The sequence below is a fragment of the Vibrio wakamikoensis genome, assembly GCF_050337275.1.
Lineage (GTDB): Bacteria > Pseudomonadota > Gammaproteobacteria > Enterobacterales > Vibrionaceae > Vibrio > Vibrio chaetopteri.
Map to the genome: position 1 here is coordinate 39,225 of NZ_JAKJST010000018.1, position 22,695 is coordinate 61,919.

Sequence of the window (22,695 nt, forward strand, 5' to 3'; positions counted from 1 at the left end):
ATTAAATGCTGTTTCTAATATAGTTTTTTGCTTGTTTTAAATGGGCAATCTCACCCATGGATAACATTTGTACAATGATATTTCCCACTCCAGTCGCCTCCACTGGACCGACAATAATTTCTTTATTGGTTTCCTGTTCAATAAGCTCGTTCAACAACAGGTTCTTGCAACCTCCGCCAATAACATTAATCTTATCTACCTTTTTACCGGTAACACTGACAAGTTCTTCAATATACTGGTTATAAGATTTAGCCAGACTTCGATAAACACACATGCAGACTTCACCCGTTGTTTTGGGGGTGTCCTGCCCTGTTTCTTTACAATAATCGCTAATTTCTTCAATCATATTTTCGCTGACAAAAAAGCGTTCATTGTTGACATCGATGACGGATTTAAAATGACTCGCCTCTCGAGCAAGATCAGCTAGCTCCGCGTAGGAGTACTTGTAATCCAGCATCCTTGAGACTTCTTGAACTATCCAAAGTCCCATGATGTTCTTCAAAAATCGATATCGCTTGTTATATCCACCTTCATTGGTGAAATTACTTTCACGAGATATATCGGAGACTATCGGCTTATCAAGCTCGGTACCTAATAGTGACCAGGTTCCAGAACTCAGAATCACCCCATCATCATCTAGATCGAGAACACTCGCGATAAATGCAGACGCGGTATCGTGTGTTGCTGGCAACACGACTTCACAGTCAAATCCGACCGCTTCTTGTATTGTTGACTTCAGATTGCCAAGACGATGACCTGGATATTGAGGCTTAGAAAAAATATCTCTACTAATACCGCATACTTCCAACAAGTCTCTATCCCAATCATCACTATCAACGTTCAACATTTGAGTTGTGGTTGCATTGGTATACTCATTGGCTTTCACACCAGTTAGGAGATAATTAATATAATCAGGGATCATCAAAAAAGAGCATGCTGCTTGCTTATTTTTTGAATCCACAGAGCTCATCTGATACAGAGTGTTGAACTCCATAAACTGAATGCCTGTTTTACGATATATTTCGCGATGTCCAACTTGATCGCAGACGTCATTCATAACACCTTTAGTACGACTGTCTCGATACGAAACTGTGTTACCTATAACGTGATCGTCACTATCAAGAAGAACAAAATCGACACCCCAGGTATCAATACCGATGCTTTTAGGTATTTTCCCCAAAAAAACACATTGCTTTAGCCCCTTAATAATATGGCTAAATAGCTTATCGACTTCCCAATATAACTGATTGTCGACAGATGCAAGCTTGTTCTCAAAACGGTATATTTCTTCAAGCACTATTTGTTCATTTTCAATATGACCTAATAAGTGCCTTCCACTAGAAGCACCTATATCGATTGCCAAAAAGTAATTCATAACCATCTCCCAGTGTTTGAATTAATCATACAAGAAACAACGGCCAACAAAATGCGCTAAATTGCCCTTAATGGTGTCATTTTTTGCAGCTCTTACCTTGGCATTGCTGGAAGTCTGCTATAAAGGTTTCATATTAAAATAGGAGTTGAGGTTAGTGTGCGCTCACACTCAATGGATATGGCGGTCGGGAATAGAAATGAAAGCTCAGCGAAAGAAAAAGTTAAAGTTAAAGTGATTGATAGATTGAAACAAAATAAACCAGTTACCAAGATTGGCAACTGGTGTACTAGAGTCAACGTAAACGAGGGGGTTCAATCAAGACCTAATTAAGATGATAAATACTTAAGTCCATCTGTTAATCATTATATTCTAATAGTCACACATAAACTATAGCGATTTCCTGCCAGTCATAAGGTTAATTTTTGCCAAGTTAAAAATAATTATCTAGAACAACTACTTTTGTCTATCAACTGTTTAAAACCACATACTCCAAATGTTATATTTTTGAAAAACCTGAACACTCGACTTTATATACCGCTATTAACAATCAAAAAACACGAACAAAGACGCGGCAAAATATATTATTTCGCATCAAATGATGCACTTTGGGCAACTTATGATGCTTAGATAGGCAAAAACAATTATTGTTCACTGAGATGACTATATAAATACTAACCGATGTTTGGTTATATGATATCGATTAGGTGATACAATATGAAAAAAGTTGCGCTATTGCTCAGCAATGGATTTGAAGAAGGCGAGGCAATAAACGTTGTCGATATATTGCGGCGTTTGCAGATTTCAGTCACTCTATTATCTTGTGAACTAGAGCTTAAACTCACTTCCTACCATGGCCTAGAGATTGTTGCTGATGAACTGTTCGCTAACAACCTTGATAGTGATTATGAAGCAGTGATTCTTGTGGGTGGTCCACCGAATACAGATAAACTCGGCAACGATAGTACCGTTGTTCAGTTCATTAAGAAACACATAGATAAAGGAGCTTACATTGCTGCTCTATGTTCCTCTGGCGCTAAGGTCTTGGCGAAAAACTCGCTATTGGGTCTGCATCGCTATGTGTGTTGTGGTGACTTTCATTTAAACTATGCTGATGGTTCATACATCAACCAACCCGTCGTGATTGATGGTCAATTTATATCCGGTCAAGACTATGGATATACCATGGACTTTGCATTCGCGATAGCAGATATTCTAATCGGAGATAAGAGAACAAGGTCAAGTGAGATGAGTGATGTAGATTGGGTTGCAAAGCATATTAACTACCGCCGATTTACTGATTATTGGCTTTAACTGTCGTTTAGAAGCTCGAGATTTTTCAGAATCAAGCATATAAAAGAAGCTAGCAAGAACAGTCTCTTGTTGGCTTCTTTTATTGCTTCTCTTCGAATTAGCTATCTAAAAAGTAAGTTGGTCAAGGCTTTCCTTTCGAATGCCCAATTAGATAGTAACACAGGCCCTATCTGTCTGAATTTTCATGAGGCTTAGCTTGCCATGTCTTGCTCGCCTCCAAGATACCATGTCATTAGTATCGCTATCATAGGTATTCTACAACACGTTAATTTTTCGCTTGCGTTATATTGTCAGAAATCTATACTTCGCTGAGTTCGATAATTTTCTTAGCACTATAAATATCGGCAACTTCTTCCATAGCTATCATTTGGGAAACTATGTTCCCGATCCCTGTAGCCTCGACTGGGCCGACAATTACACTACAGTTTGTTTCTTCCTCTATGAGTTCATTGAGAAATTCGTTCTTACATCCGCCGCCAATAATGTTGATGGTTCTAATCTCTTGGCCTGTTACTTCTGCTATTTCATCAACATACTTCTTGTAGCAAATAGCTAAACTACGGTAGACGCACAAACTGACTTCCCCAACTGTCGATGGTGGTTTTTGACCCGACTCCCTGCAATAATTGACGATTTCCTCAATCATGTTTTCGTTCACAAAGAACCTCTGATCATTGACATCAATAACTGATGTGAAATTCTTAGCTTCTTTTGCTAGATTGACTAACTCCGAAAACGAATATCTATAGTCAAGATTTCGAGACACTTCTTGGACAATCCATAAGCCCATTATATTCTTTAGAAAGCGATACCGTTTATCTAATCCACCCTCGTTAGTAAAGTTTTTAAGTCTTGATTGTTCATTCACGATTGGCTCTAGCAGCTCTTTCCCCAATAAGGACCAAGTTCCCGAACTAAGAATAACGCCACTATCTTCAATGTTTAAACTACTCGCTATGAATGACGCCCCAGTATCATGGGTGGGTGGTAAAATCACTTCACAATCAAAACCGAGTTCATCGACTAATTCTTGCCTTAGATTGCCGACTTTTGATAGTGGAGGCAAAACTTCATGGAATACTTCTTTTTTTAATCCAACAAAATCAATGAGTTCCTCGTCCCATCCGTTTGCTTCTATGTTGTACAGTTGTGTTGTTGTCGCGTTTGTATATTCGTTTACTTTTTTCCCTGTCAGTAAGTAGTTCAAGTAATCAGGGATCATAAGGAATGATTTGGCTTGGGACTTAACTTCTTCGGAGAGTGTCATTAACTGGCAAATAGTATTAAAGTCCATGAATTGAATACCAGTTTTCGCATAGAGTGCTTCACTACCAATTTGTGAGCAAATCTCTTTCATCACTCCTTTGGTTCGCTTATCACGATAAGACACCGCATGACCGATCATGCTATCTTCACCGTCCAAAAGGACGAAATCAACTCCCCAAGTGTCAACCCCCAATGCCGAGGGTTGTTTCCCCTGCTCTACACACTTTCGCAGACCAGTGATTATTTCAGAAAACAGATAGTCTAGATCCCAACAGAGCTGCACACCTACTTGGTAAATTTGATTGTTAAACCTATGAATTTCTTCTACCTTTAGCTTGCCATTGTCTAAATGACCCAGCAGATGTCGTCCGCTTGATGCACCAATATCAACCGCCAAAAAGTAATTCATTACAACCTCCGATGCTTACTGATCGTGTATTTTAATTGGCAATATCTAACCAATAAATACAAAGGTTTGCACTCTAAAACATCATTTTTTGCTCGACATATACGACGATTTTTTACATGCGATGTTGTCGTTATCACTACCGTGACCAGCACCCAATAATTTATCGTTCTCGTCTCCTTATTGTTGACCAAAATCACAATTAAACCACTGGTTCAAATTTTTTTTGGTTTTGAGTGTATATTTGGATTGGATACGATGTGTGGCAAATCTTGATCGTAAGTAAGTCAAAGTTTGCATCACACTACAGGGGTAGAACTGAGCACTGAGTGAGGTTGATTATGGATAGAGGGCTGTATGACTTCATGGAAAAAATGAAGTCTACCAATTTTGAGGAAGAGGGTATCATCCATAAGAAATCTGGTATCGATAGTAGCATTTTTACCGATAGATACCGTAACGTAATATCCTTTGATAAGGTGTGCCCTTCTGGAAAAATGATATCTATCAGGAAGCATACTCGTTTTATACACTACCCTGCGCACAGCCATGACTATGTTGAGATATGTTATGTCTTAAACGGAAAGTCAGTGCAAGTAGTCGAAAATGAAGAAGTAGAGCTTTTAAAGGGAGATCTCTTGTTTTTGGGGCCCGGTGTCACTCACGAAATATACCCGACCGGTGATGATGATATAATAGTAAATTTTATAATTCACAAGAAGTTCTTCAGCTATATATTTGAATTCATCAATGAATCTTGTAATTTATCTAACTTCTTTACCGATGTAGTCTTCAAGAAATCCGCTACTTCAGCACTTATTTTTTCTACCAAAGGAAAAAGCCGACTTGAGGGGTCTCTTAATGAAATGCTATCAGAACTTGATGGTAATGAAGATTTAATGGAGCCTCGCGTCAAGTTCTTGCTTGGTATCCTTGTGCTTGACCTAACACAAGAAGATCCGAAAAGAATTGAAAAGGTTTCCTATGATCAAGGTGTTCTCTGTAAAGTCATTACTTATATGGAGAGGAACCTAAAAACGGCCAACTTGAATGAGATTTCTGATCAGCTAAAAATGAAAAACTATAATTTGTCCAAGCTAATTAAAAAAGAAAGTGGAGTGACATTTAACAACCTGCTTAGGGAAATTAGGTTCAATAAATTCTGTGAGATTATTAAGATTCGGAATATAAGCATTAACGATCTCGCAATAGAGGTGGGTTTTTCGAATACCAGTGACTTCTATAAGAAGTTTAAAGCCAAGTTTGGAGTCTCTCCTAGAGAGTATCGTAATACTCATTGATTCTTAGTTTTACTACAATCCTATTTTTTATGGTTTTGTTTAATCGGTTCTTTCTAATCAACTAAGAGTCACATTCAAATCAAAGTGAAAACAAGAACGCCCGATACTATATATCGGGCGTTCTTGTTCATGTATCTTAATTTAGAGTTTACTTTTCATTACTAATTATCAGATCGCTGTTTCTTCTGCGATCGATGCTTCTTTCTCAGACGATAGCTTTGTCACCAGTTTCGATAAAGCTTCTACAAAGTAGTAGTCACCATAAATCAAGGAGCAATTGACACCCAAGCCTTTAGGGCAATTAAACGCCCCGCCAGTCAAAATTCCTTGCTGGCCATCGTCCCCTACCGTACAGTAGTTGTCATAAAGACTCTTTAGGATTCGATTAGCGGCATCAAAGTAATGTGCTTTCTTTGTTTCATCTTCAATAAGCTCAGAGATGAGAAGCATACCGCTCGCAGCACACGCTGCGGCCGAGGTATCTCTTGGCGTATTTTCATCCCTTGGACTTCTAAAGTCCCAATGTGGAACTGAATCTTCTGGTAACTGATCAATAAAGAAATCAGCGGTTCTCATGGCCGCTTCAAGGTATCTTGGCTCTTTGGTATATTTATAACTCAGTGCACAGCCATGAACTGCCCACGATGCGCCTCTACTCCAAGCTGAGTCCTCATTGTAACCTTGACCACCGTAGTAACTTTTTACATCGCCAGTCATATAGTCAAACTCAACCATATGCCTTACTGAACCATCTGGCCGAATAAACTCTTTAAGCACTGTATCAGCATGCGCCATGGCAATCAGTTTGAACCGCGGTGCATCGAGTTGATCGGCAGCCCAGTACAGAAGGGGCAAGTTCATCATGCTGTCGATAATACTCAAACCTCTCGGGTCTGCAGCACTTACATCATTCTTGTTCCAAGCAGTTAAGAAACGCCCATTGATATTAAATCGGCTTGCCAAATGGCTTGCGGCTCTAAGTGCGCGATTTTTAGAGCGCTCGTTGCCAAACAATTCATACTGTTTGATCGAAGTAAGTTGCCACATAAAGCCAACATCATGGTGGATATTAACATATTCATCGAGTGGGCCATCCATGGTCTTCTCACGTGCTATGGCAATGTCTTTGAACGGTTGGTAGTGCTCTTTCTCATACAGCAACCACAGCAAGCCAGGCCAAAAGCCGACAACCCACGCCCAAGGTGCGTGGGTATCTTCATAACAACCTTCCGATGTCATGGAAGGAAACTGTACTGAAATGTCTTCGCTGGTAAATTTGACTTTCTCAAACACACTTTTCCAAGCATCATTTGCCCACGTTTTCTCTGAATCCATTGCTATCCCTCTACTTCTTTCGGTGATAATTGCATTAAGTTTATAGGTCAAATATAGGGTAATCACCTTGGAAAAAACATGTCTGTTTTTGGTGTAATCAGGGATGATTTTTGCGATGGTCGGTGTGTTTGATTAAGTAGATCGGAGAATACTTCTGCATAGGTCACTCCTTAGAACCATAGCCCTGCCCTGTCCTTTTACCCCACTTTTAATCTAAACACTTTTGGTCTTTCTTATTGAATGGCTTATCTATCTGATATAAAAAACCTCCGACTAAAATATACTTAGCCGGAGGTTAAAGACGATCAATCTTTGTGTATATGATCAGACTTTATTGTCTTCCTACATCAAAAAGAGATTTCTCGAAGCCTTACTCAACCGTCACCGCTTTCGCTAGGTTACGTGGTTGGTCAACGTCAGTACCTTTGATCAATGCTACATGGTAAGACAGTAGCTGCATTGGCACTGTGTAGTAGATTGGCGCAATGATGTCGTCTACATGAGGCATTTGAATGATCTTCATGTTTTCGTCGCCTTCGAAGCCCGCTTTCTCGTCCGCAAATACATAGAGCAGACCGCCACGTGCACGTACTTCTTCGATATTTGACTTGAGCTTCTCTAGCAAATCGTTAGTTGGTGCGACAACCACAACTGGCATGTCTGCATCGATTAGCGCTAGGGGACCGTGCTTAAGTTCACCCGCTGCGTATGCTTCAGCGTGGATGTACGAAATCTCTTTAAGTTTTAGAGATGCCTCCATCGCGATAGGGTAGTACTCGCCACGACCTAAGAATAGTGTGTGGTGCTTGTCGGCGAAGTCTGTTGCTAGTGCTTCGATTTCTTTATCGAACGCTAGCGCTTTCTCGATGTTTGCAGGCAGTTCGTGTAGTGACTTAACGATTTCTGCTTCACGCTCTTCTGTCATGCGATCTTGAAGGCGAGCAATAGACACAACCATCATCAGCATTGCTGCTAGCTGAGTGGTGAATGCTTTGGTTGAAGCAACACCGATCTCTGTACCCGCGCGAGTCATGAATGCAAAGTCCGACTCACGAACCAAAGAAGAGCCCGCTACGTTACAGATAGTCATTGCAGACATGTAACCTTTCTCTTTCGCAAGGCGAAGTGCTGCTAGCGTATCGGCTGTTTCACCAGACTGTGAAAGCGTCACAAGTAGGCTGTTAGGACGAACAACGAAGTCACGGTAACGGAACTCAGACGCGATTTCTACGTCACAACTTACGCCAGCGATAGACTCAAACCAGTAGCGAGCCGCCATACCAGAGTTGTATGAAGTACCACATGCGATGATTTGAACGTGCTCAACCTTCTTAAGGATATCAACCGCGTTAACACCAATAGCTTCAGTTACTACTGCTTTGTCAGTAACACGACCTTCCATTGTGTTAATAAGCGCGCGAGGCTGCTCGAAGATCTCTTTTTGCATGAAGTGGCGGTATTGACCTTTGTCACCTGCGTCATGTTCAGCATTAGATTCAGTGATCTCGCGCTCTACAGGGTTACCATCTACATCAAGAACCTTGACGTCGCGACGAGTGATCTCAGCGACATCGCCTTCTTCTAGGTACATGAAGCGACGAGTCACGCTAAGAAGCGCAAGTTGGTCAGAAGCTAGGAAGTTTTCACCAACACCAAAACCGATAACGATTGGGCTACCAGAACGAGCGGCAACGATACGGCTTGGGTCTTTACGGTCAACAACAACAGTACCGTAAGCACCGTCAAGTTGAGCTGCGGTTTTTTGTAGCGCTTCAACCAGTGTTTCTGACGTGCGACGTTCCCACTCAACTAGGTGAGCGATTACTTCTGTATCTGTTTGAGATTGGAACACATAACCACGCTCTTGAAGCGTTGCACGCAGTTCTTCGTGGTTTTCGATGATGCCGTTGTGTACAACCGCGATATCACCAGATTCGTGTGGGTGAGCGTTCGCTTCAGATGGTTCACCGTGCGTTGCCCAGCGTGTGTGTGCGATACCTGTACCGCCTGTCACATCTTGTGCATCAACGGCATCAGCAAGCTCTTGAACCTTACCTAGGCGACGAACGCGCTTAAGCTCTAAATCAGCATCAACAACGGCTACACCCGCTGAATCATATCCACGGTACTCCAGACGGCGTAGACCCTCTACCAAAATTTCCGCTACGTCTCGTTGTGCTACCGCACCTACGATTCCACACATATCAATTCTCCATTTTTAGTTTCTGTTTCCCTCTATGAACGCAAGCAAGTCAATAAAAGAGGGATAATTCGTTTAAGCGCAAATCACCTTTACGCCATTAGATTCAATTTGAGCTTTCTGCTCTTTTGTTAAGCCTTGATCGGTCACCAGCACATCAATGGCATCCCACGCTAATTCTAGATTAGGAATTTTTCGGCCAATTTTCTCGGATTCAATCATGACGACGACTTCGCGAGCGACTTCGGCCATCACATTACTTAAGCCAATTAACTCGTTAAACGTCGTTGTGCCACGGGCTAAGTCGACACCATCTGCACCGATAAACAGCTGGTCAAAATCGTAGGAACGCAGAACGGATTCGGCGACCTTGCCTTGGAAAGACTCGGAATGCGCATCCCACGTACCACCTGTCATCAGCAGCGTAGGTTCGTTTTCCAGCTCATTAATCGCATTCGCAAGAGAAAGTGAATTGGTCATCACAACCAAACCTTTTTTATCCCCCAAGCGAGAGACCAAAGCGCCGGTTGTACTGCCGCAGTCGACCACAATGCGGTAGTGATCGTTAATCAAAGCGACAGCAGCTTCGGCAATCTTATCTTTCGTTTCAGAGGTAGCGACCGACTCACTCAGCACTTCGTCGACCGCCTCTTGTGGAAGCGAAACCGCACCGCCATAGCGACGCAGTAGCTGACCGTTTTTTTCAAGCGAAGTAAGATCTTTTCGAATCGTCACTTCAGAGGTATCGAAAAGAGCCGATAGCTCTTCAACACTGACTTCGCCGCGTTCTTGTACAAGCTGGGCGATGGAATGGCGTCGAACCTGAGTATTACGTTTTTTCACTTTAACTTTCGCTTCAAAACTTAACTGATGCGAAAATTATTTCACAACGTAAGTTAACAAGCAAGATTTGCGGTGTTTTATTTATAAGAACGCATTTGGACGACCATTTTTTGTATAGATAAGTTTCGTTTCGAAACAAATGGAGAATTCAGTATGTGCCATGGCTAATGGTCAACGTAAGTCTAGGATTTTGCTGATCAACCATTGAGTCGAGTCATGATAATCATATAGCTTGTGTGACAAGATACTCACCCGCAAAGGCGGAACGTCATCAGGCAATAAGATAATCTTTAGCGGTAACATTTTTACAAGCTGTTTAGCAACATTCGAAGGGGCGCAGAATAGCAGACCACTTTCAGCACAGATCATTCCCCCCACTGCGTAGCTCTGGGCTATCATCTGAATGTTTCTATGCAGTCCATGTTCTTTCAACCAATTGTCGATCACATCGGAGCCATTTGAGACGACTGGTAGATGAACTTGAGGGCTTGCGGCAAACTCGACCAACGAAAGCTCATCGCCGACATCACTGTCCTTTGGCGCCAAACAAACATAGGGATCGGTTATCCACGCGTACTTGTTGAAGTTAAGTGGTACCTTTTGTACATCATCGAATCCTATGTAGAGATCGAGGCGGCCACTCTCTACTCGCTCCATTTTTATATGCTCTGAATTGATATCAACAGCAACCCGAATATTCGGAGCCTTCGCGGAAAAATCCTTGGCTAGCTTTGGCATGGCGATGAACTCAAAGTAATCGCATGCACCTATGTAATAGGTTTTCGAGTCAATGCTAGGGTCAAACGCCTTTTCGGTTTGTAAGGAGCGCTCTAGGGTGCGTATCCCTTGCCTCAATGCTGGAAGCAAGGTTTGTACAAATCGGGTGGGACTCATCCCATGGCTAGTGCGCACAAACAACTCATCGTTAAAGTGTTCTCGCAACTTTGACAGGGAATGACTTGCAGCCGACTGAGTAATAAACAGCCTTTTGGCCGCTCGAGTCATGTTCCTCTCATCATCTAATGCTATAAGAATTTTTAGTTGATTAATGTCCATTGAGTGCCTTGCTAAGCAATTAGAAATCCATTCTCTGTTATGAATGTGGCTCATAACTTTATGACAATATAACATTATATTGATAATAGTACCGGAGTTACATTGTTATTAATCAAGGAGATAAATAACAATGAAAAAAGTAACCGTTGCAATTACACAGATGGCTTGTCGTTGGGATGCGCAAACAAACCTCATCCAAGCAGAGCAACTTGTTCGCGCCGCTGCAAAAGATGGGGCACAAATCATACTATTGCAGGAGTTGTTTGAGACGCCGTACTTCTGTATCGATATAAACCTAGAGCATTTTGCTCTAGCCACCTCTGTTGACGACAACCCCGCCATACAGCACTTTTCTAAGCTTGCTAAAGAATTGAACGTGGTGCTACCGATTAGCTTCTATGAAAAAGCAGGCACTGTGCGCTATAACTCCATCGTGATAATCGATGCCGACGGTGCAAATCTTGGCGTATACCGTAAGACGCATATTCCTGATACCTTTGGCTATCTAGAGAAGTACTATTTCTCACCTGGAGATACTGGCTTTAAGGTTTGGGACACCAAACATGCCAAGATAGGCGTCGGCATATGCTGGGATCAATGGTTCCCAGAGGCAGCACGAGACATGACACTGCAAGGGGCGGAACTTCTGCTCTACCCAACGGCTATTGGCTCGGAACCAAAACAGCCAGAATTAGACTCTCAACCGCACTGGCAACGCGTCATGCAAGGACACTCAGCTGCGAACCAGATCCCGGTTATCGCCTCAAACCGAGTTGGCCGTGAAGTGGGCACTACGTCCGATACAGAGATCACTTTCTTTGGCTCATCATTTATTACCGACAACACTGGGGAGAAACTCCAAGAATTAAACCGAACAGAGACGGGCTACCGATGCCAAACTCTCGATCTTGCCGATTATGAGCGTGAACGTGGCTCATGGGGGATCTTCCGTGATCGAGTGCCAGAGAAGTATCAACGAATTATGACTCAAGACGGTCGAGTTAAAGAGACACGTCTATGATGTTAACCACGCCAAAGCAAGATGGCTTCTATATGCCAGGAGAGCATCAACCTCATGAAGCGGTTTGGTTGGGTTGGCCAGAGAGAACCGACACCTGGCCTTGGGGGGCGAAGTCAGCTCAAACAGCATTTGCCGATGTGGCCAACACCATTGCCGAGTACACCGATGTGACGGTATGCGCCTCAGCTGCTCAATTTGACCACGCTCGACTGCTATTAAATGACAATGTCCGCGTCACAGAAATGAGTATGAACGACGCTTGGTTTCGCGATATTGGCCCCACTTATCTCGTTAATAACGCAGGAGAGAGACGTGCCGTCGATTGGCAATTCAACGCTTGGGGAGGTCTCGTCGATGGGCTTTATTTCCCTTGGGATCTGGATGATGCTGTCGCCAGAAAAATCGCCAACAGTTATCAAGATAGGATTTACCGAGCACCACTGGTGCTTGAGGGTGGGTCTATCCACTGTGATGGTGAAGGAACAATCTATACCACCAAAGAGTGCCTTCTGCATCCCAGCCGTAACCCCGACCTCAGCCAACAACAAATAGAGCACCACCTCAAACAATATCTTGGTGCAACAAAGGTGATTTGGTTAGATAAAGGACTATACGCGGATGACGATACCAACGGACACGTAGACAACTTATTGCACGTGGTTCGACCGGGAGAAATCGCACTGAGCTGGACTGAGGATGAGAGTGACCCCCAATACGCAATCTCGCAACAGGCATACCAGTTATTGAACTCTAGCCAAGATGCACGAGGAAGGAATATCAAAGTGCACAAGCTGTCACTGCCCGAACCACAAACGATTCAACACCAAGAAGGGCTTGGCTTTGACGCTTGCGAGGGTATGGATCGTCAAATCGGTACTCGACTGGCCGCCAGTTACGCTAACTTTTTGATAACCAACCAATTGGTACTCTATCCAAAGCTATGCGAAAGATCTGATCCACGCGCCCAAACAGAACTAACAGCAATGTTCCCCGATCATCAGGTCATAGGAATCGATGCTCGCGCGATATTACTCGGTGGTGGCAACATTCACTGTATTACACAACAAATACCTAAAATCTGAGGTTTGATATGGATATCAAAGAGAAAAAAATGGGGTTGTTTGAAACCGTATTGTTTGGAGTCTGCACGGTACTAGTGATAGACACCGTTGCTGCGTCCGCCGCCGCAGGGCCAGGCGGCTTTGTTTGGTGGCTGATCATTCTAATTTGTTTCTTTTTGCCCTACGGATTAGTCACCGCTGAGTTATCAACCACCTTCCCTCAGGATGGAGGCATCTATGACTGGGTAAAACGTGCTTTTGGTCGCAAGTGGGGAGCGAGAACAGCCTGGATCTATTGGATAAACTTTGCGCTGTGGATCCCAGCCGTATACTATCTGTTCGCCGTAATCTTAGGTCAATTACTCAATATTGAATTTTCGCCCATCGAAATCGCAGCCGTTTCTATCACCATGAGTTGGGTTGCCGTTATTCTATCGTTGAAGCCAGTGGCAGAATCCAGTTGGGTGTCAACCGCAGGTGCAGCCTGCAAAGTGTCAGTGATGGGTATGATTGGTTTAGCGGGCATCTATCACTTGGCAACCGGCAACGTCAGTGCCAATCCAATATCACTGTCCCACTTTGTACCAGATATCAATATTGGCTTATCGCTAATCTCTGTAGCCCTGTTCGGACTGGTAGGGTTTGAGGTGGTTGGCGGCGCTGCGGCTGCTCTCAAAAATCCCGATAAGGACATCCCTCGCGCTACCATGTTAGGCGGGCTGATGATTGCTTTCTTCTATCTTATCTCGAGCTTTGGTGTGCTTACCGTTATCCCAATGGCTGACATCAATCCAAGTGCTGGGTTGATGGAGTCGCTAGATGCACTGTTTGGTGTTGATGGGTTTGCAGGGATATTAGTGAAAGTTCTGGGCGTACTGTTTCTGTTCACGCTGATTTCAAATATCGTCAACTGGTCTGTGGGCGTCAACTACGTAGCACGTTATGCGGCTATGAACAATGACATGCCAGCAAGCTTTAAATCCACCAACAAATACGGAGTTGCAAAAGGAGCCGCTATATGGAACGGTGTGGTCTCTACCATTGTCATGATCGCTTATGCCATTATCGCTACCACAGGCGCCAACGAAGATCTGTTTTGGAACGTGTTTAGTCTTGGAGCGGTCACGTTACTCATGTCATATATGATCATGTTCCCAGCATTTTTGAGACTTCGAATGAAAGACAACACCCCAAGGGTGTATAGGATGAAAGGCAGTCCGCTACTGATTACCCTCGCGTGCATCGTTCCAACAGTGTTCTTAGGATTGGGTGTGCTAACGTTCTTTTGGCATCCAGTTCAAGGCGTTGACCTGGCGTTCCTTACCCAAGTCGGCAGTGGCGTTCTTCTCGCACTACTCATTGGTGAACTTGGAATCATCAACCGAAAAAAAACTGTAGCGTCGATGCCTGCTGCTGAGACCAGATTGAGCTAACATGACTCAATGACTATAACTCAATAAAGCTAGCTTAAGATCATCACATCATTAGTGCTCGACACTTTAAATAAAAACCCACTCAAACGAGTGGGTTATCTTTACACAGCGAGCTCACCATTTCGGTGATAGCAAGGATGATAGTCGATTTCACCCGCTGATAATGACGCTCTAAATACATTTCCAGCATCACTTTATCAAGGCCTGCGGTCATGCTGGCATCGTATTCGATGGGCATCATCTTTTGAATGGCGCTGATTTTATTGAGCTCGAATAAAACGTCAACTTCAGTAAAGCTGACCTTGTTTTCTTGGTGTTTTGTCCACTCTCTCAAGGTGACAAAAATATCGATGTCATCGAACACTTCTTTAGAAATTACGCCAAGACCGAGAAGCAGTTTGGCGCGAACAAGAATGTCGCCTAAGGGACCATCACTGGTAAGAAGAGGATCAACAACATACTTCACTGCGTAGTCGTCTTTATGAAAAATACTATTGATAAGGGTATCGAGAGTGTCGTCTATAGCATCATATGCGGCCATAAGACACTCACTCGCGTCCTTTGCTTCGGACAGAGCTTCTAATAGTTCAGTTTCATTGGGCGGGTGCAGTGGCATAACATCTCTTAAAACAAAGGGTGCCACTTGCGTGGCACCAACAGCTTGAATCATTTGAGCGCTAAATACGCTTCGTGCGCTAGTGTAACAATTTCTGAATCAACATTCAGCTCCGAATAATGAGCCAGTGTTTTTTCAAATCCTTGCTGCGCAAACATAGCTTGAAGCTCAACCGCTTGTGGGTCATCGTCGTTTTTGTAAAGGAATGCTGCTGCGATACCTTTTAGTAGGTAACTATTTGGCAATCCATATTCTAGCGTACCGTTAAGAGGCTTAATCAAGCGATCTTGTGGGCTTAACTTACGGATTGGCTGACGACCAACACGATCCACTTCATCGCGTAAATATGGGTTTGCAAAACGACCCAGAATTTTTTGAATGTAAGCCGCATGCGCATCTACATCAAAACCGTAACGACGGATCAATACTTCACCACTTTCCTGCATGGCCGCAGTCACATCCGCTAGAATCGCTGCATCTTCAATAGAGTCTTTAATGGTTTCGTGACCAGCTAGTACACCAAGGTAAGCTGTGATCAGGTGCCCTGTGTTAAGCGTGAACAGTTTACGCTCAACGAATGCCATTAAGTTATCAGTGCATTCCATGCCTTTAATCGCAGGAATGTCACCTACAAACTGAGTTTGATCAACGATCCACTCACTGAACGTTTCAACGGTTACCGCTAGAGGATCCGTTTCACCCTCTTCTGCTGGCGGTACGATTCGGTCTACTGCAGAATCAACGAAGCCAATATTCGCCTCTGCAAATGCTTGAACATCTTCAGATAAGTGCTCGAAGATCATCGCTTTTAGCTGGCTAGTGCCGCGTACCATGTTTTCACATGCGATGATGTTAAGTGGTGTGGTATTGCCATTTGCTGCGCGCTTTTCAATACCTTGAGCGACAGACTTAGAGATGATCTTCAGTACCGTTGGGCCAACGGCTGTCGTTACCAACTCTACGTTAGCGATAAGGTCAATGATATCGCTGCTGGTTGAGTTTACTGCAGTAACGTTTGTCACTTCTTCTACTACTACATCTTCACCAACAATTTTTACCGGGTAGGATTGACGTTCAATCAGAGCGTTAACTACGGTTTCGTTTACATCAGCAAATGTTACGTGAATGCCTGCATCTGCGAGTAGTTTTCCGATAAAGCCACGACCGATATTACCTGCGCCAAAATGTAATGCTTTCATAAGACGTCTTCCTAAATAACTCATTAAAAAAAGAAAAAGAAAAAATCAAAAATGATACCAACAAGGGGGCTGTTGGTCTCGTTTCACTTAGGAGCTATGACTCAAAGCCAAGGTGATAATCACCATTTCTGCTACTTACCACTTAGGATGCGAAGGACATCTTCTGCATTAGTGGTAGACTTCAAACATTCGACAGCTTCGTCGTCATCAAGTGAATTCGTAATCGCCGTGATAACCTGAATGTGTTCATCACCTTGCGCCGCGATACCAATCACCATCTTAGCGACATCATCTTCGTCCTCGCCCCACTGAACACCCTCAGGGAACTGACAGAACACGATACCTGTCTTGTTAACGAACTGTTTTGCTTCAATAGTGCCGTGAGGTACTGCAATCGACTCACCTAGGTAAGTAGAAACCAACTCTTCACGAGCCAACATGCCTTCAACATATTGCGGTTCTACATAACCAAGTTTTACGAGTTGCTCACCAGCAAACTTGATAACTTCTTCTTTGGTCTTCACTTCCATGCCCAAGAAGATATTTTCATTTGATAGCTTAAGCGTTCCTTCTTCATTACTTGAGCTAGTGTTTGCTGGTGCTTCAGGCTTTTTTGGCTCTGCACCCGCTTGTTGTGCATTGACTAAATCTGCAACTAGACCATCGTACAGAGCACCATCTAGGAAGTTACCTAGTGAAATGTGGTGTGCATCTGCTGCGTGAGTACGGGCACGGTCAGTCAAGTCTTTATGAGTGATAACAATGTCCGCACCATCAGGTAGGTTGTTGATCGCTAGGTTAGTCACTTCAATACCAAGGCCTGCTGCTTCTACTTTCTTACGAAGCATGCTTGCGCCCATTGCGCTTGAACCCATACCAGCGTCACACGCTACGATGATTTTGCGTACTGCCGCTAGATCTAGAGCTGCACCAGCTTGACCTTTAGACGCCGCTTTCATGTTCGCCATTTGGCTTGCTGCTTTTTCTAGGGATTCTTCTTCGTCATCCTGTTTAGACGTTTTCATTAGTAGAGATGCTACGAAGAAAGTAACGGTTGCAGAGGCAATCACTGACAGAATCACACCGATGAAAGAAGACTTAGGTGTCATCAGTAGAATCGCGAAGATTGAACCTGGTGATGCTGGAGATACTAGACCTGCATCAAACATGGTTAGAGTGAACACACCTGTCATACCACCCGCGATTACAGCGATGATTAGACGTGGGTTCATCAGTACGTATGGGAAGTAAATTTCGTGGATACCACCGAAGAAGTGGATAATCGCTGCACCCGGTGCTGACTGTTTTGCATTGCCACGACCGAAGAACATGTAAGCAAGTAGAAGACCTAGACCAGGACCTGGGTTTGCTTCAATCAAGAAGAAGATAGATTTGCCCATCTCTTCTGCTTGTTGGATACCCAGTGGCGAGAAAATACCGTGGTTGATTGCGTTATTTAGGAAAAGAATTTTCGCAGGTTCAACAAAGATAGAAGTTAGAGGCAGAAGACCTGCGCTAACCATCATGCCAACACCCGCTGCTAGCGCAGTTGATAGCACTTTCACTGCAGGACCAATCACAAGGAAAGCAAGGATGGCACAAAGCATACCAACGATACCGGCAGAGAAGTTGTTCACCAACATCTCGAAGCCGCTCTTCACTTTGCCTTCAACCGCTTGGTCGAATTTCTTAATCGCTAGACCGCCTAGAGGACCAACAATCATCGCACCCATAAACATAGGGATGTCGGTACCAACAATCACACCCATTGTAGTGATTGCACCCACAACCGCACCGCGATCGCCAGCGACCATCTTACCACCAGTGTAACCAATCAGTAGTGGTAGCAAGTAAGTGATCATTGGGCCAACCATTGAACCCAACGTTTCGTTTGGAATCCAACCAGTCGGAATAAATAGTGCAGTAATCAAACCCCAAGCGATAAATGCGCCAATGTTTGGCATCACCATGTTGGAGAGGAAACGACCAAAGTTTTGTACTTTGATTTTTGCTTCAGGAGATAGCATAAGATCAACCTCGTTATCAGAAAATATGTCCAAAGGACTAAAAATGTTTATTCAAAAGTCCATTAAAAAGTAACACATGATTTCCAAAAGTCCGCATAACGGCACCTTTTGTGACTTAGATCACCACCACAACTCAAAGTAACAAAATTAACAGTGATCCATGTCACATCATTCACTCGTTGATAAATTACACAGCCACTTTAATGGTAATAGTTATTATTCAATAGTGATCTTCATCACCATTTACACAAGACACCCATAAATAGTTAGTGATATAAATCACACTAATAGCAAATCACTACTCCAACACCCATTCATACGAGCAATTCAAGACTACACAAAGAACAAAACCCAACCAACAAACCCCCATTCTGTAATAAAATTACAGAAATGACATTCCAATTTCAGAGAACTTCTGACAAAGTATTGCGGATAAAATAACGTGAAATAAAAAGGAGCATAGCAATGTTCAAAGCACTACTGTTCGATATGGATGGGCTTATCTTTGATACAGAAGCTGTATACAAAATTAGCTGGCAGTATGCCGCCGAAACGATGGGGTTTGATTTAACCGACGAGTTTTATCAGCGATTAATTGGGGTTCAAGACCCAGACTGTGAAAGAATGCTCGCTGAGCATTTTGGGGAGGGCTTTGACCTCGCTGAATACAGAACAATCCGAGATGCGCATTACCACGAAGCTCGCAAAGCCGGAATTGCGTTTAAAGAGGGATTCCACACACTATTTGCCGAAGCGAAATCTCTACAACTGACTATCGCACTGGTTACTTCATCTGCCTTACCCGAAACCAAATTAAACTTCGGTAATACCGACTACCTAAACCAGTTCGACCTTGTTATCACAGCGGAAGATGTTGCCAACGGCAAACCTGAGCCAGACTGCTACGTTATGGCCCATGAAAAACTTGGACTGTCGGCTAAAGATTGCTTAGTACTTGAGGATTCAAACAATGGGATGCGTTCTGGTAAAGCTGCAGGATGCTACGCCGCGATGATTCCCGACATTGTGCCTCCGCACCAAGACGTAGTGGAAAGTGCTGACTATATCTTTGATTCGCTCGACCAAGTAACTGCACTACTTATATCGCAGAAGTAATATCGCTGAAGTAATGCCATAAACAACAAAGCCCTGAACTATCATCGACAGTTCAGGGCTTTTTAATAGAGTGTGGCAATAACTAGCTCACTACGAATGGCGCACTTGCCGCGTTGAGAGGGAAAACCTCAAAGTTCGCTAAGCCATCAACAAGCTCAATAGCGGCTGCATCTTTATCGGTAAACACTCGACTTGTCAGCACTTGCTCACCACCATTTACGAAGATCTCAAGCGAAGACTCATCAGATAAAATGCGCAATGACACTTTATCACTCGTTAAAGTCACTTCTCGCTTTGTGTCACCTTCGCGGATCAAGGTATGAGTTCTATCTAACAGCAATGTGCGAGTTGCTTCATCTAATCGAATCGAAACAAACTGCTCATCTTTAGCGTGCAGTCGCAACTCACTCCCCCAATCTAACTCAACACTCATATCAAACGCTTTGTTGTTGAGTTGCTGATAGCGCTCGTTATCAAGGGTGAAACGCTGTTTGTCTTGATACAAACCCTCAATCTCTGCAATTGGCATTTGGATCAAGCGTCCAGCTTTACTGCTAAGTTCACGTAGTGCGGTCAATTGATGCACCCAACCATTATCTGTGGAAGGATGATCGATTTCATCCGGCAGTCCCATCCAGCCAGAAAGGATGCGTCGGCCATCAGCGGTTAATAGGGTTTGAGGCGCGTAAAAATCAAAACCTCTGTCGAGATTTCCAAATTCCGACAAGGTCATTTTATCTTCTGCATCTAACTGAGCTTTCGCATAGCCATTGTGATGGGGAATGGTATGAAGAGCACTCTCCGATTCAATACCCTGCGGTCCAACAACAGCAAAATACTCACCGCCAAGCTCAAATAAATCTGGGCACTCCCACATGTAGCCAAAGTCCCCCATCTCATCACCGCACAAGGCAACGAACTCCCATTTAAGGAGATCCTGCGAACGATAAACGGCTAATCGACCTTTTAGATCTGTGGTTTGTGCGCCGAGTAACATCAGCCAATGATCGCCATGTCGAACAATTTTTGGATCGCGAATGTGTGGTGTGACACCTTCAGGTAGATCAGGAATCACTGGACCCAATTTTTTAAAATGGATACCGTCATCAGAGACTGCCAAGCACTGGGTGGTATGACGGTCTCGTTGGTTACCAATTCGGGTGTTGCCTGTATAGAACAACATCAATTGTTCACCCTGGCTCAGTGCATGCCCCGAAAATACCCCATGACTATCAAACCAATCAGACGGTGTTAGTGCCAGTGGTTGCCAGTCCCAATTGACTAAGTCACGGCTCGTCAGGTGCGCCCAGTATTTATCTTTGTGAACACAGCCATGCGGATACCACTGGTAGAAAAGGTGATATTGTCCTTGATGATAGATAAAGCCGTTCGGGTCATTCAACAATCCTCTAGGAGGTGAAACGTGCCAAGTAGGACGATGTTCACAGGCAGCAGGCTGACTTGCGTCAATAGCGAGTCGTTTTTGTTGCTCCGCAATCACAGCACCTAACTCAAGTAAGCGCATCTCATCAAAATGTTCAGGCATGGAGAAAGTAAGTTGCGGCTTACCTAGCACCTCCTCTACGCTATAGGATGGCAAAGAGTCATGAATGAGTGATAGGTCATCAACTTCAATAACCAACTGTTTGTTGGGGTATAACACACGCGTGATATTGGCTTGACCACCTAGCATTGTTACAAGATCGCTAACTGAGAACATGTTGGCTTATCACCTTAATACTGAGAATTCTTTTTTTGGGAACGTTTGCAATATTAGTTATAAAACAGGACTGATACAAGCGCATTCAAGATGAGTGACTCGTTTTGTGACCTGAAACACGTCTCGCCTCCGCCTAGTATTAAGTCGAATCTCAGAACTTAGAGGCGATTAGAACGGTTGGTGAAGAGGCGAAACTAGCAGGTTTCGCGGTCGATAGTTTGGAAGGTAAGGACAATCTTACTCATGCTCGCTGGCTCGCCACTAAGCAAATCCATCAGTAGCTTCGCGGCACTTTCACCTGCTTTATCAAAAGGATAGTTAAACGTAGAAATACTTGGTGACGACACAGAGCCAAGCTCATCATTACCTACTCCTAGTACTTTGATATCCAATCCCGCAGTCAAACCGAGTTCTTGAATCGCCTTTACCGCACCAATCGCAATTCGGTCGGTTGCACAAAACAAGCCATCCAAATTAGCATGCTCTGCCAATAGCTGTTTCGCTTGCAGGTAGCCCGACTCAATCGTAAATTCGCCGCGGCTATGAAATAGTGGCTCACCTTTGCGCTTAAATTGCAGCGCCTGCTCAAGACCTTGATAACGAAGTTTGTCTACCGCAATATCTGAACTAGCCACCCCAATAAAGCCAATATTTCTACAACCATTTGATAATAAACGATTCCCAGCTTCAAATCCTACTCTAAAATCATCATGAACGATGCTTGGAATGTTAAACAGTGAGCCATCCTGCCCCACCAGCACCACAGGTGCAGCGGATTGCAAAATCACCTCAACCAATTCTTCGTCTAAGTGTGTTGCATACAGAATAATGCCCTCGACGCGCTTTTGGTTAAATAGGCGAATGAACTCAATTTCTTTTTGAAAAGATTGCTGCGTACTGGCAAGCAATACCTGTTTACCTGCATTGTCAAACACACGACTTAACCCGTCGACCCCTTGTGAGGTGGCGCTTGACGCAACCCTTGGCACAATCACACCAATAAGGTTGGTCTTTTGTGACTTAAGCTCTTTCGCCACTAGGTTTGTTTGATACCCCAGTTCATCAATGGCCTTCTGAACCTTATCCTTCGTTGCTTGCTTTACCCCATACTCGTTATTCACAACTCGAGATACAGTAGATTTGGAAACGCCAGCGAGTTTGGCGACATCATGTAAGCTTGCCATGGGGTAAATGTCCGATATTTATGGGAATGTTTGCAAAGAATACCATGAAAAACGAGGTTTGAATAAGCTTAGCTACCAATCAACAACTTGCTTATTACCCCATTTCGACCGAAATTCTTACAGAGCGCACACTCTTATCGAGCCTTATATGACAAGAGATGATCGCAATCACATTGTGGCACTTTATCTTTTGACACTTATTCGAACATGCTTATGATTCGATCT

At 43.7% G+C, this 22,695-nt stretch carries 17 protein-coding genes; 6 read left to right on the plus strand and 11 right to left on the minus strand.

From position 1 onward, the window contains the following. Position 1: 1 nt before the first annotated feature. A complete protein-coding gene (gene rhaB, locus L4C42_RS09625; protein WP_429760279.1) occupies positions 2-1,375 on the minus strand; it encodes a rhamnulokinase in 1,374 nt (457 codons plus the stop codon). A gap of 714 nt (positions 1,376-2,089) precedes the next feature. On the opposite strand from rhaB (L4C42_RS09625), the gene L4C42_RS09630 reads away from it, so the two are divergent. Then, on the plus strand, positions 2,090-2,686 hold the full coding sequence (locus tag L4C42_RS09630) for a DJ-1/PfpI family protein (RefSeq protein WP_418642756.1): 597 nt from the start codon (positions 2,090-2,092) through the stop codon (positions 2,684-2,686). Between the two features lie 298 nt (positions 2,687-2,984). Here the strand turns inward: L4C42_RS09630 and rhaB (L4C42_RS09635) are convergent, their stop codons facing one another. Then, on the minus strand, positions 2,985-4,361 hold the full coding sequence (rhaB, locus tag L4C42_RS09635; RefSeq protein ID WP_353499895.1) for a rhamnulokinase: 1,377 nt from the start codon (positions 4,359-4,361) through the stop codon (positions 2,985-2,987). A 338-nt stretch (positions 4,362-4,699) separates the two neighbouring features. Between rhaB (L4C42_RS09635) and L4C42_RS09640 the strand changes: the two genes are divergently transcribed. Next, on the plus strand, positions 4,700-5,659 hold the full coding sequence (locus L4C42_RS09640) for an AraC family transcriptional regulator (RefSeq protein WP_353499896.1): 960 nt from the start codon (positions 4,700-4,702) through the stop codon (positions 5,657-5,659). 168 nt (positions 5,660-5,827) lie between these two features. Here the strand turns inward: L4C42_RS09640 and L4C42_RS09645 are convergent, their stop codons facing one another. The 4 genes from L4C42_RS09645 to L4C42_RS09660 form a co-directional block, all read right to left on the minus strand. Next, on the minus strand, positions 5,828-6,994 hold the full coding sequence (locus L4C42_RS09645; protein ID WP_418642755.1) for a hypothetical protein: 1,167 nt from the start codon (positions 6,992-6,994) through the stop codon (positions 5,828-5,830). A gap of 370 nt (positions 6,995-7,364) precedes the next feature. Beyond that, positions 7,365-9,197: a glutamine--fructose-6-phosphate transaminase (isomerizing) gene (glmS, locus tag L4C42_RS09650; RefSeq protein ID WP_353499898.1), complete on the minus strand. Its 1,833-nt coding sequence runs from the start codon at positions 9,195-9,197 to the stop codon at positions 7,365-7,367. Between the two features lie 72 nt (positions 9,198-9,269). Further along, positions 9,270-10,037 carry a DeoR/GlpR family DNA-binding transcription regulator gene (locus L4C42_RS09655; protein ID WP_353499899.1) on the minus strand — a complete coding sequence of 256 codons (768 nt, stop codon included), beginning with the start codon at positions 10,035-10,037 and terminating at the stop codon, positions 9,270-9,272. Between the two features lie 171 nt (positions 10,038-10,208). Next, a complete protein-coding gene (locus tag L4C42_RS09660; protein WP_353499900.1) occupies positions 10,209-11,168 on the minus strand; it encodes a LysR family transcriptional regulator in 960 nt (319 codons plus the stop codon). 55 nt (positions 11,169-11,223) lie between these two features. On the opposite strand from L4C42_RS09660, the gene aguB reads away from it, so the two are divergent. The 3 genes from aguB to L4C42_RS09675 are packed head-to-tail and all read left to right on the plus strand — an operon-like array spanning position 11,224 to position 14,608. After that, entirely contained in the window at positions 11,224-12,114 is an 891-nt protein-coding gene (aguB, locus tag L4C42_RS09665; RefSeq protein WP_429760284.1) for an N-carbamoylputrescine amidase, read from the plus strand. Continuing rightward, positions 12,111-13,196 carry an agmatine deiminase gene (aguA, locus tag L4C42_RS09670; protein ID WP_353499902.1) on the plus strand — a complete coding sequence of 362 codons (1,086 nt, stop codon included), beginning with the start codon at positions 12,111-12,113 and terminating at the stop codon, positions 13,194-13,196. Before aguB ends, aguA begins: the two co-directional genes overlap by 4 nt. 8 nt (positions 13,197-13,204) lie before the next feature. Then, positions 13,205-14,608: an APC family permease gene (locus L4C42_RS09675; RefSeq protein ID WP_353499903.1), complete on the plus strand. Its 1,404-nt coding sequence runs from the start codon at positions 13,205-13,207 to the stop codon at positions 14,606-14,608. Between the two features lie 82 nt (positions 14,609-14,690). Here L4C42_RS09675 and L4C42_RS09680 read toward each other — a convergent pair whose 3' ends face one another. The 3 genes from L4C42_RS09680 to L4C42_RS09690 form a co-directional block, all read right to left on the minus strand. Continuing rightward, positions 14,691-15,224: an MltR family transcriptional regulator gene (locus L4C42_RS09680; protein WP_353499904.1), complete on the minus strand. Its 534-nt coding sequence runs from the start codon at positions 15,222-15,224 to the stop codon at positions 14,691-14,693. 50 nt (positions 15,225-15,274) lie between these two features. Next, entirely contained in the window at positions 15,275-16,423 is a 1,149-nt protein-coding gene (locus L4C42_RS09685; RefSeq protein WP_418642753.1) for a mannitol-1-phosphate 5-dehydrogenase, read from the minus strand. A gap of 131 nt (positions 16,424-16,554) precedes the next feature. Then, the gene (locus L4C42_RS09690; protein ID WP_418642752.1) at positions 16,555-18,450 is read right to left on the minus strand and encodes a PTS mannitol transporter subunit IICBA; all 1,896 of its coding nucleotides are present in this window, start codon (positions 18,448-18,450) and stop codon (positions 16,555-16,557) included. A 465-nt stretch (positions 18,451-18,915) separates the two neighbouring features. On the opposite strand from L4C42_RS09690, the gene L4C42_RS09695 reads away from it, so the two are divergent. Further along, positions 18,916-19,566 carry an HAD family hydrolase gene (locus tag L4C42_RS09695; protein ID WP_353499907.1) on the plus strand — a complete coding sequence of 217 codons (651 nt, stop codon included), beginning with the start codon at positions 18,916-18,918 and terminating at the stop codon, positions 19,564-19,566. A gap of 82 nt (positions 19,567-19,648) precedes the next feature. On the opposite strand, the gene L4C42_RS09700 is transcribed toward L4C42_RS09695, so the two are convergent. Both L4C42_RS09700 and L4C42_RS09705 read right to left on the minus strand, forming a co-directional pair. Continuing rightward, a complete protein-coding gene (locus L4C42_RS09700) occupies positions 19,649-21,286 on the minus strand; it encodes a glycoside hydrolase family 32 protein (protein ID WP_429760289.1) in 1,638 nt (545 codons plus the stop codon). 194 nt (positions 21,287-21,480) lie between these two features. After that, entirely contained in the window at positions 21,481-22,470 is a 990-nt protein-coding gene (locus L4C42_RS09705; protein WP_353499909.1) for a LacI family DNA-binding transcriptional regulator, read from the minus strand. Positions 22,471-22,695: the final 225 nt, after the last annotated feature.

What these genes read in the sequence shown, in the direction of transcription:
- L4C42_RS09630 (WP_418642756.1), top strand. Translation starts at nt 2,090, where the DNA reads ATGAAAAAAGTTGCGCTATTGCTCAGCAATGGATTTGAAGAAGGCGAG.
- L4C42_RS09695 (WP_353499907.1), top strand. Translation starts at nt 18,916, where the DNA reads ATGTTCAAAGCACTACTGTTCGATATGGATGGGCTTATCTTTGATACA.
- aguA (WP_353499902.1), top strand. Translation starts at nt 12,111, where the DNA reads ATGATGTTAACCACGCCAAAGCAAGATGGCTTCTATATGCCAGGAGAG.
- rhaB (WP_353499895.1), bottom strand. Translation starts at nt 4,361, where the DNA reads ATGAATTACTTTTTGGCGGTTGATATTGGTGCATCAAGCGGACGACAT.
- L4C42_RS09690 (WP_418642752.1), bottom strand. Translation starts at nt 18,450, where the DNA reads ATGCTATCTCCTGAAGCAAAAATCAAAGTACAAAACTTTGGTCGTTTC.
- glmS (WP_353499898.1), bottom strand. Translation starts at nt 9,197, where the DNA reads ATGTGTGGAATCGTAGGTGCGGTAGCACAACGAGACGTAGCGGAAATT.
- L4C42_RS09645 (WP_418642755.1), bottom strand. Translation starts at nt 6,994, where the DNA reads ATGGATTCAGAGAAAACGTGGGCAAATGATGCTTGGAAAAGTGTGTTT.
- L4C42_RS09675 (WP_353499903.1), top strand. Translation starts at nt 13,205, where the DNA reads ATGGATATCAAAGAGAAAAAAATGGGGTTGTTTGAAACCGTATTGTTT.
- L4C42_RS09685 (WP_418642753.1), bottom strand. Translation starts at nt 16,423, where the DNA reads ATGAAAGCATTACATTTTGGCGCAGGTAATATCGGTCGTGGCTTTATC.
- L4C42_RS09705 (WP_353499909.1), bottom strand. Translation starts at nt 22,470, where the DNA reads ATGGCAAGCTTACATGATGTCGCCAAACTCGCTGGCGTTTCCAAATCT.
- L4C42_RS09680 (WP_353499904.1), bottom strand. Translation starts at nt 15,224, where the DNA reads ATGCCACTGCACCCGCCCAATGAAACTGAACTATTAGAAGCTCTGTCC.
- aguB (WP_429760284.1), top strand. Translation starts at nt 11,224, where the DNA reads ATGAAAAAAGTAACCGTTGCAATTACACAGATGGCTTGTCGTTGGGAT.
- L4C42_RS09700 (WP_429760289.1), bottom strand. Translation starts at nt 21,286, where the DNA reads ATGTTCTCAGTTAGCGATCTTGTAACAATGCTAGGTGGTCAAGCCAAT.
- L4C42_RS09640 (WP_353499896.1), top strand. Translation starts at nt 4,700, where the DNA reads ATGGATAGAGGGCTGTATGACTTCATGGAAAAAATGAAGTCTACCAAT.
- rhaB (WP_429760279.1), bottom strand. Translation starts at nt 1,375, where the DNA reads ATGAATTACTTTTTGGCAATCGATATAGGTGCTTCTAGTGGAAGGCAC.
- L4C42_RS09660 (WP_353499900.1), bottom strand. Translation starts at nt 11,168, where the DNA reads ATGTTATATTGTCATAAAGTTATGAGCCACATTCATAACAGAGAATGG.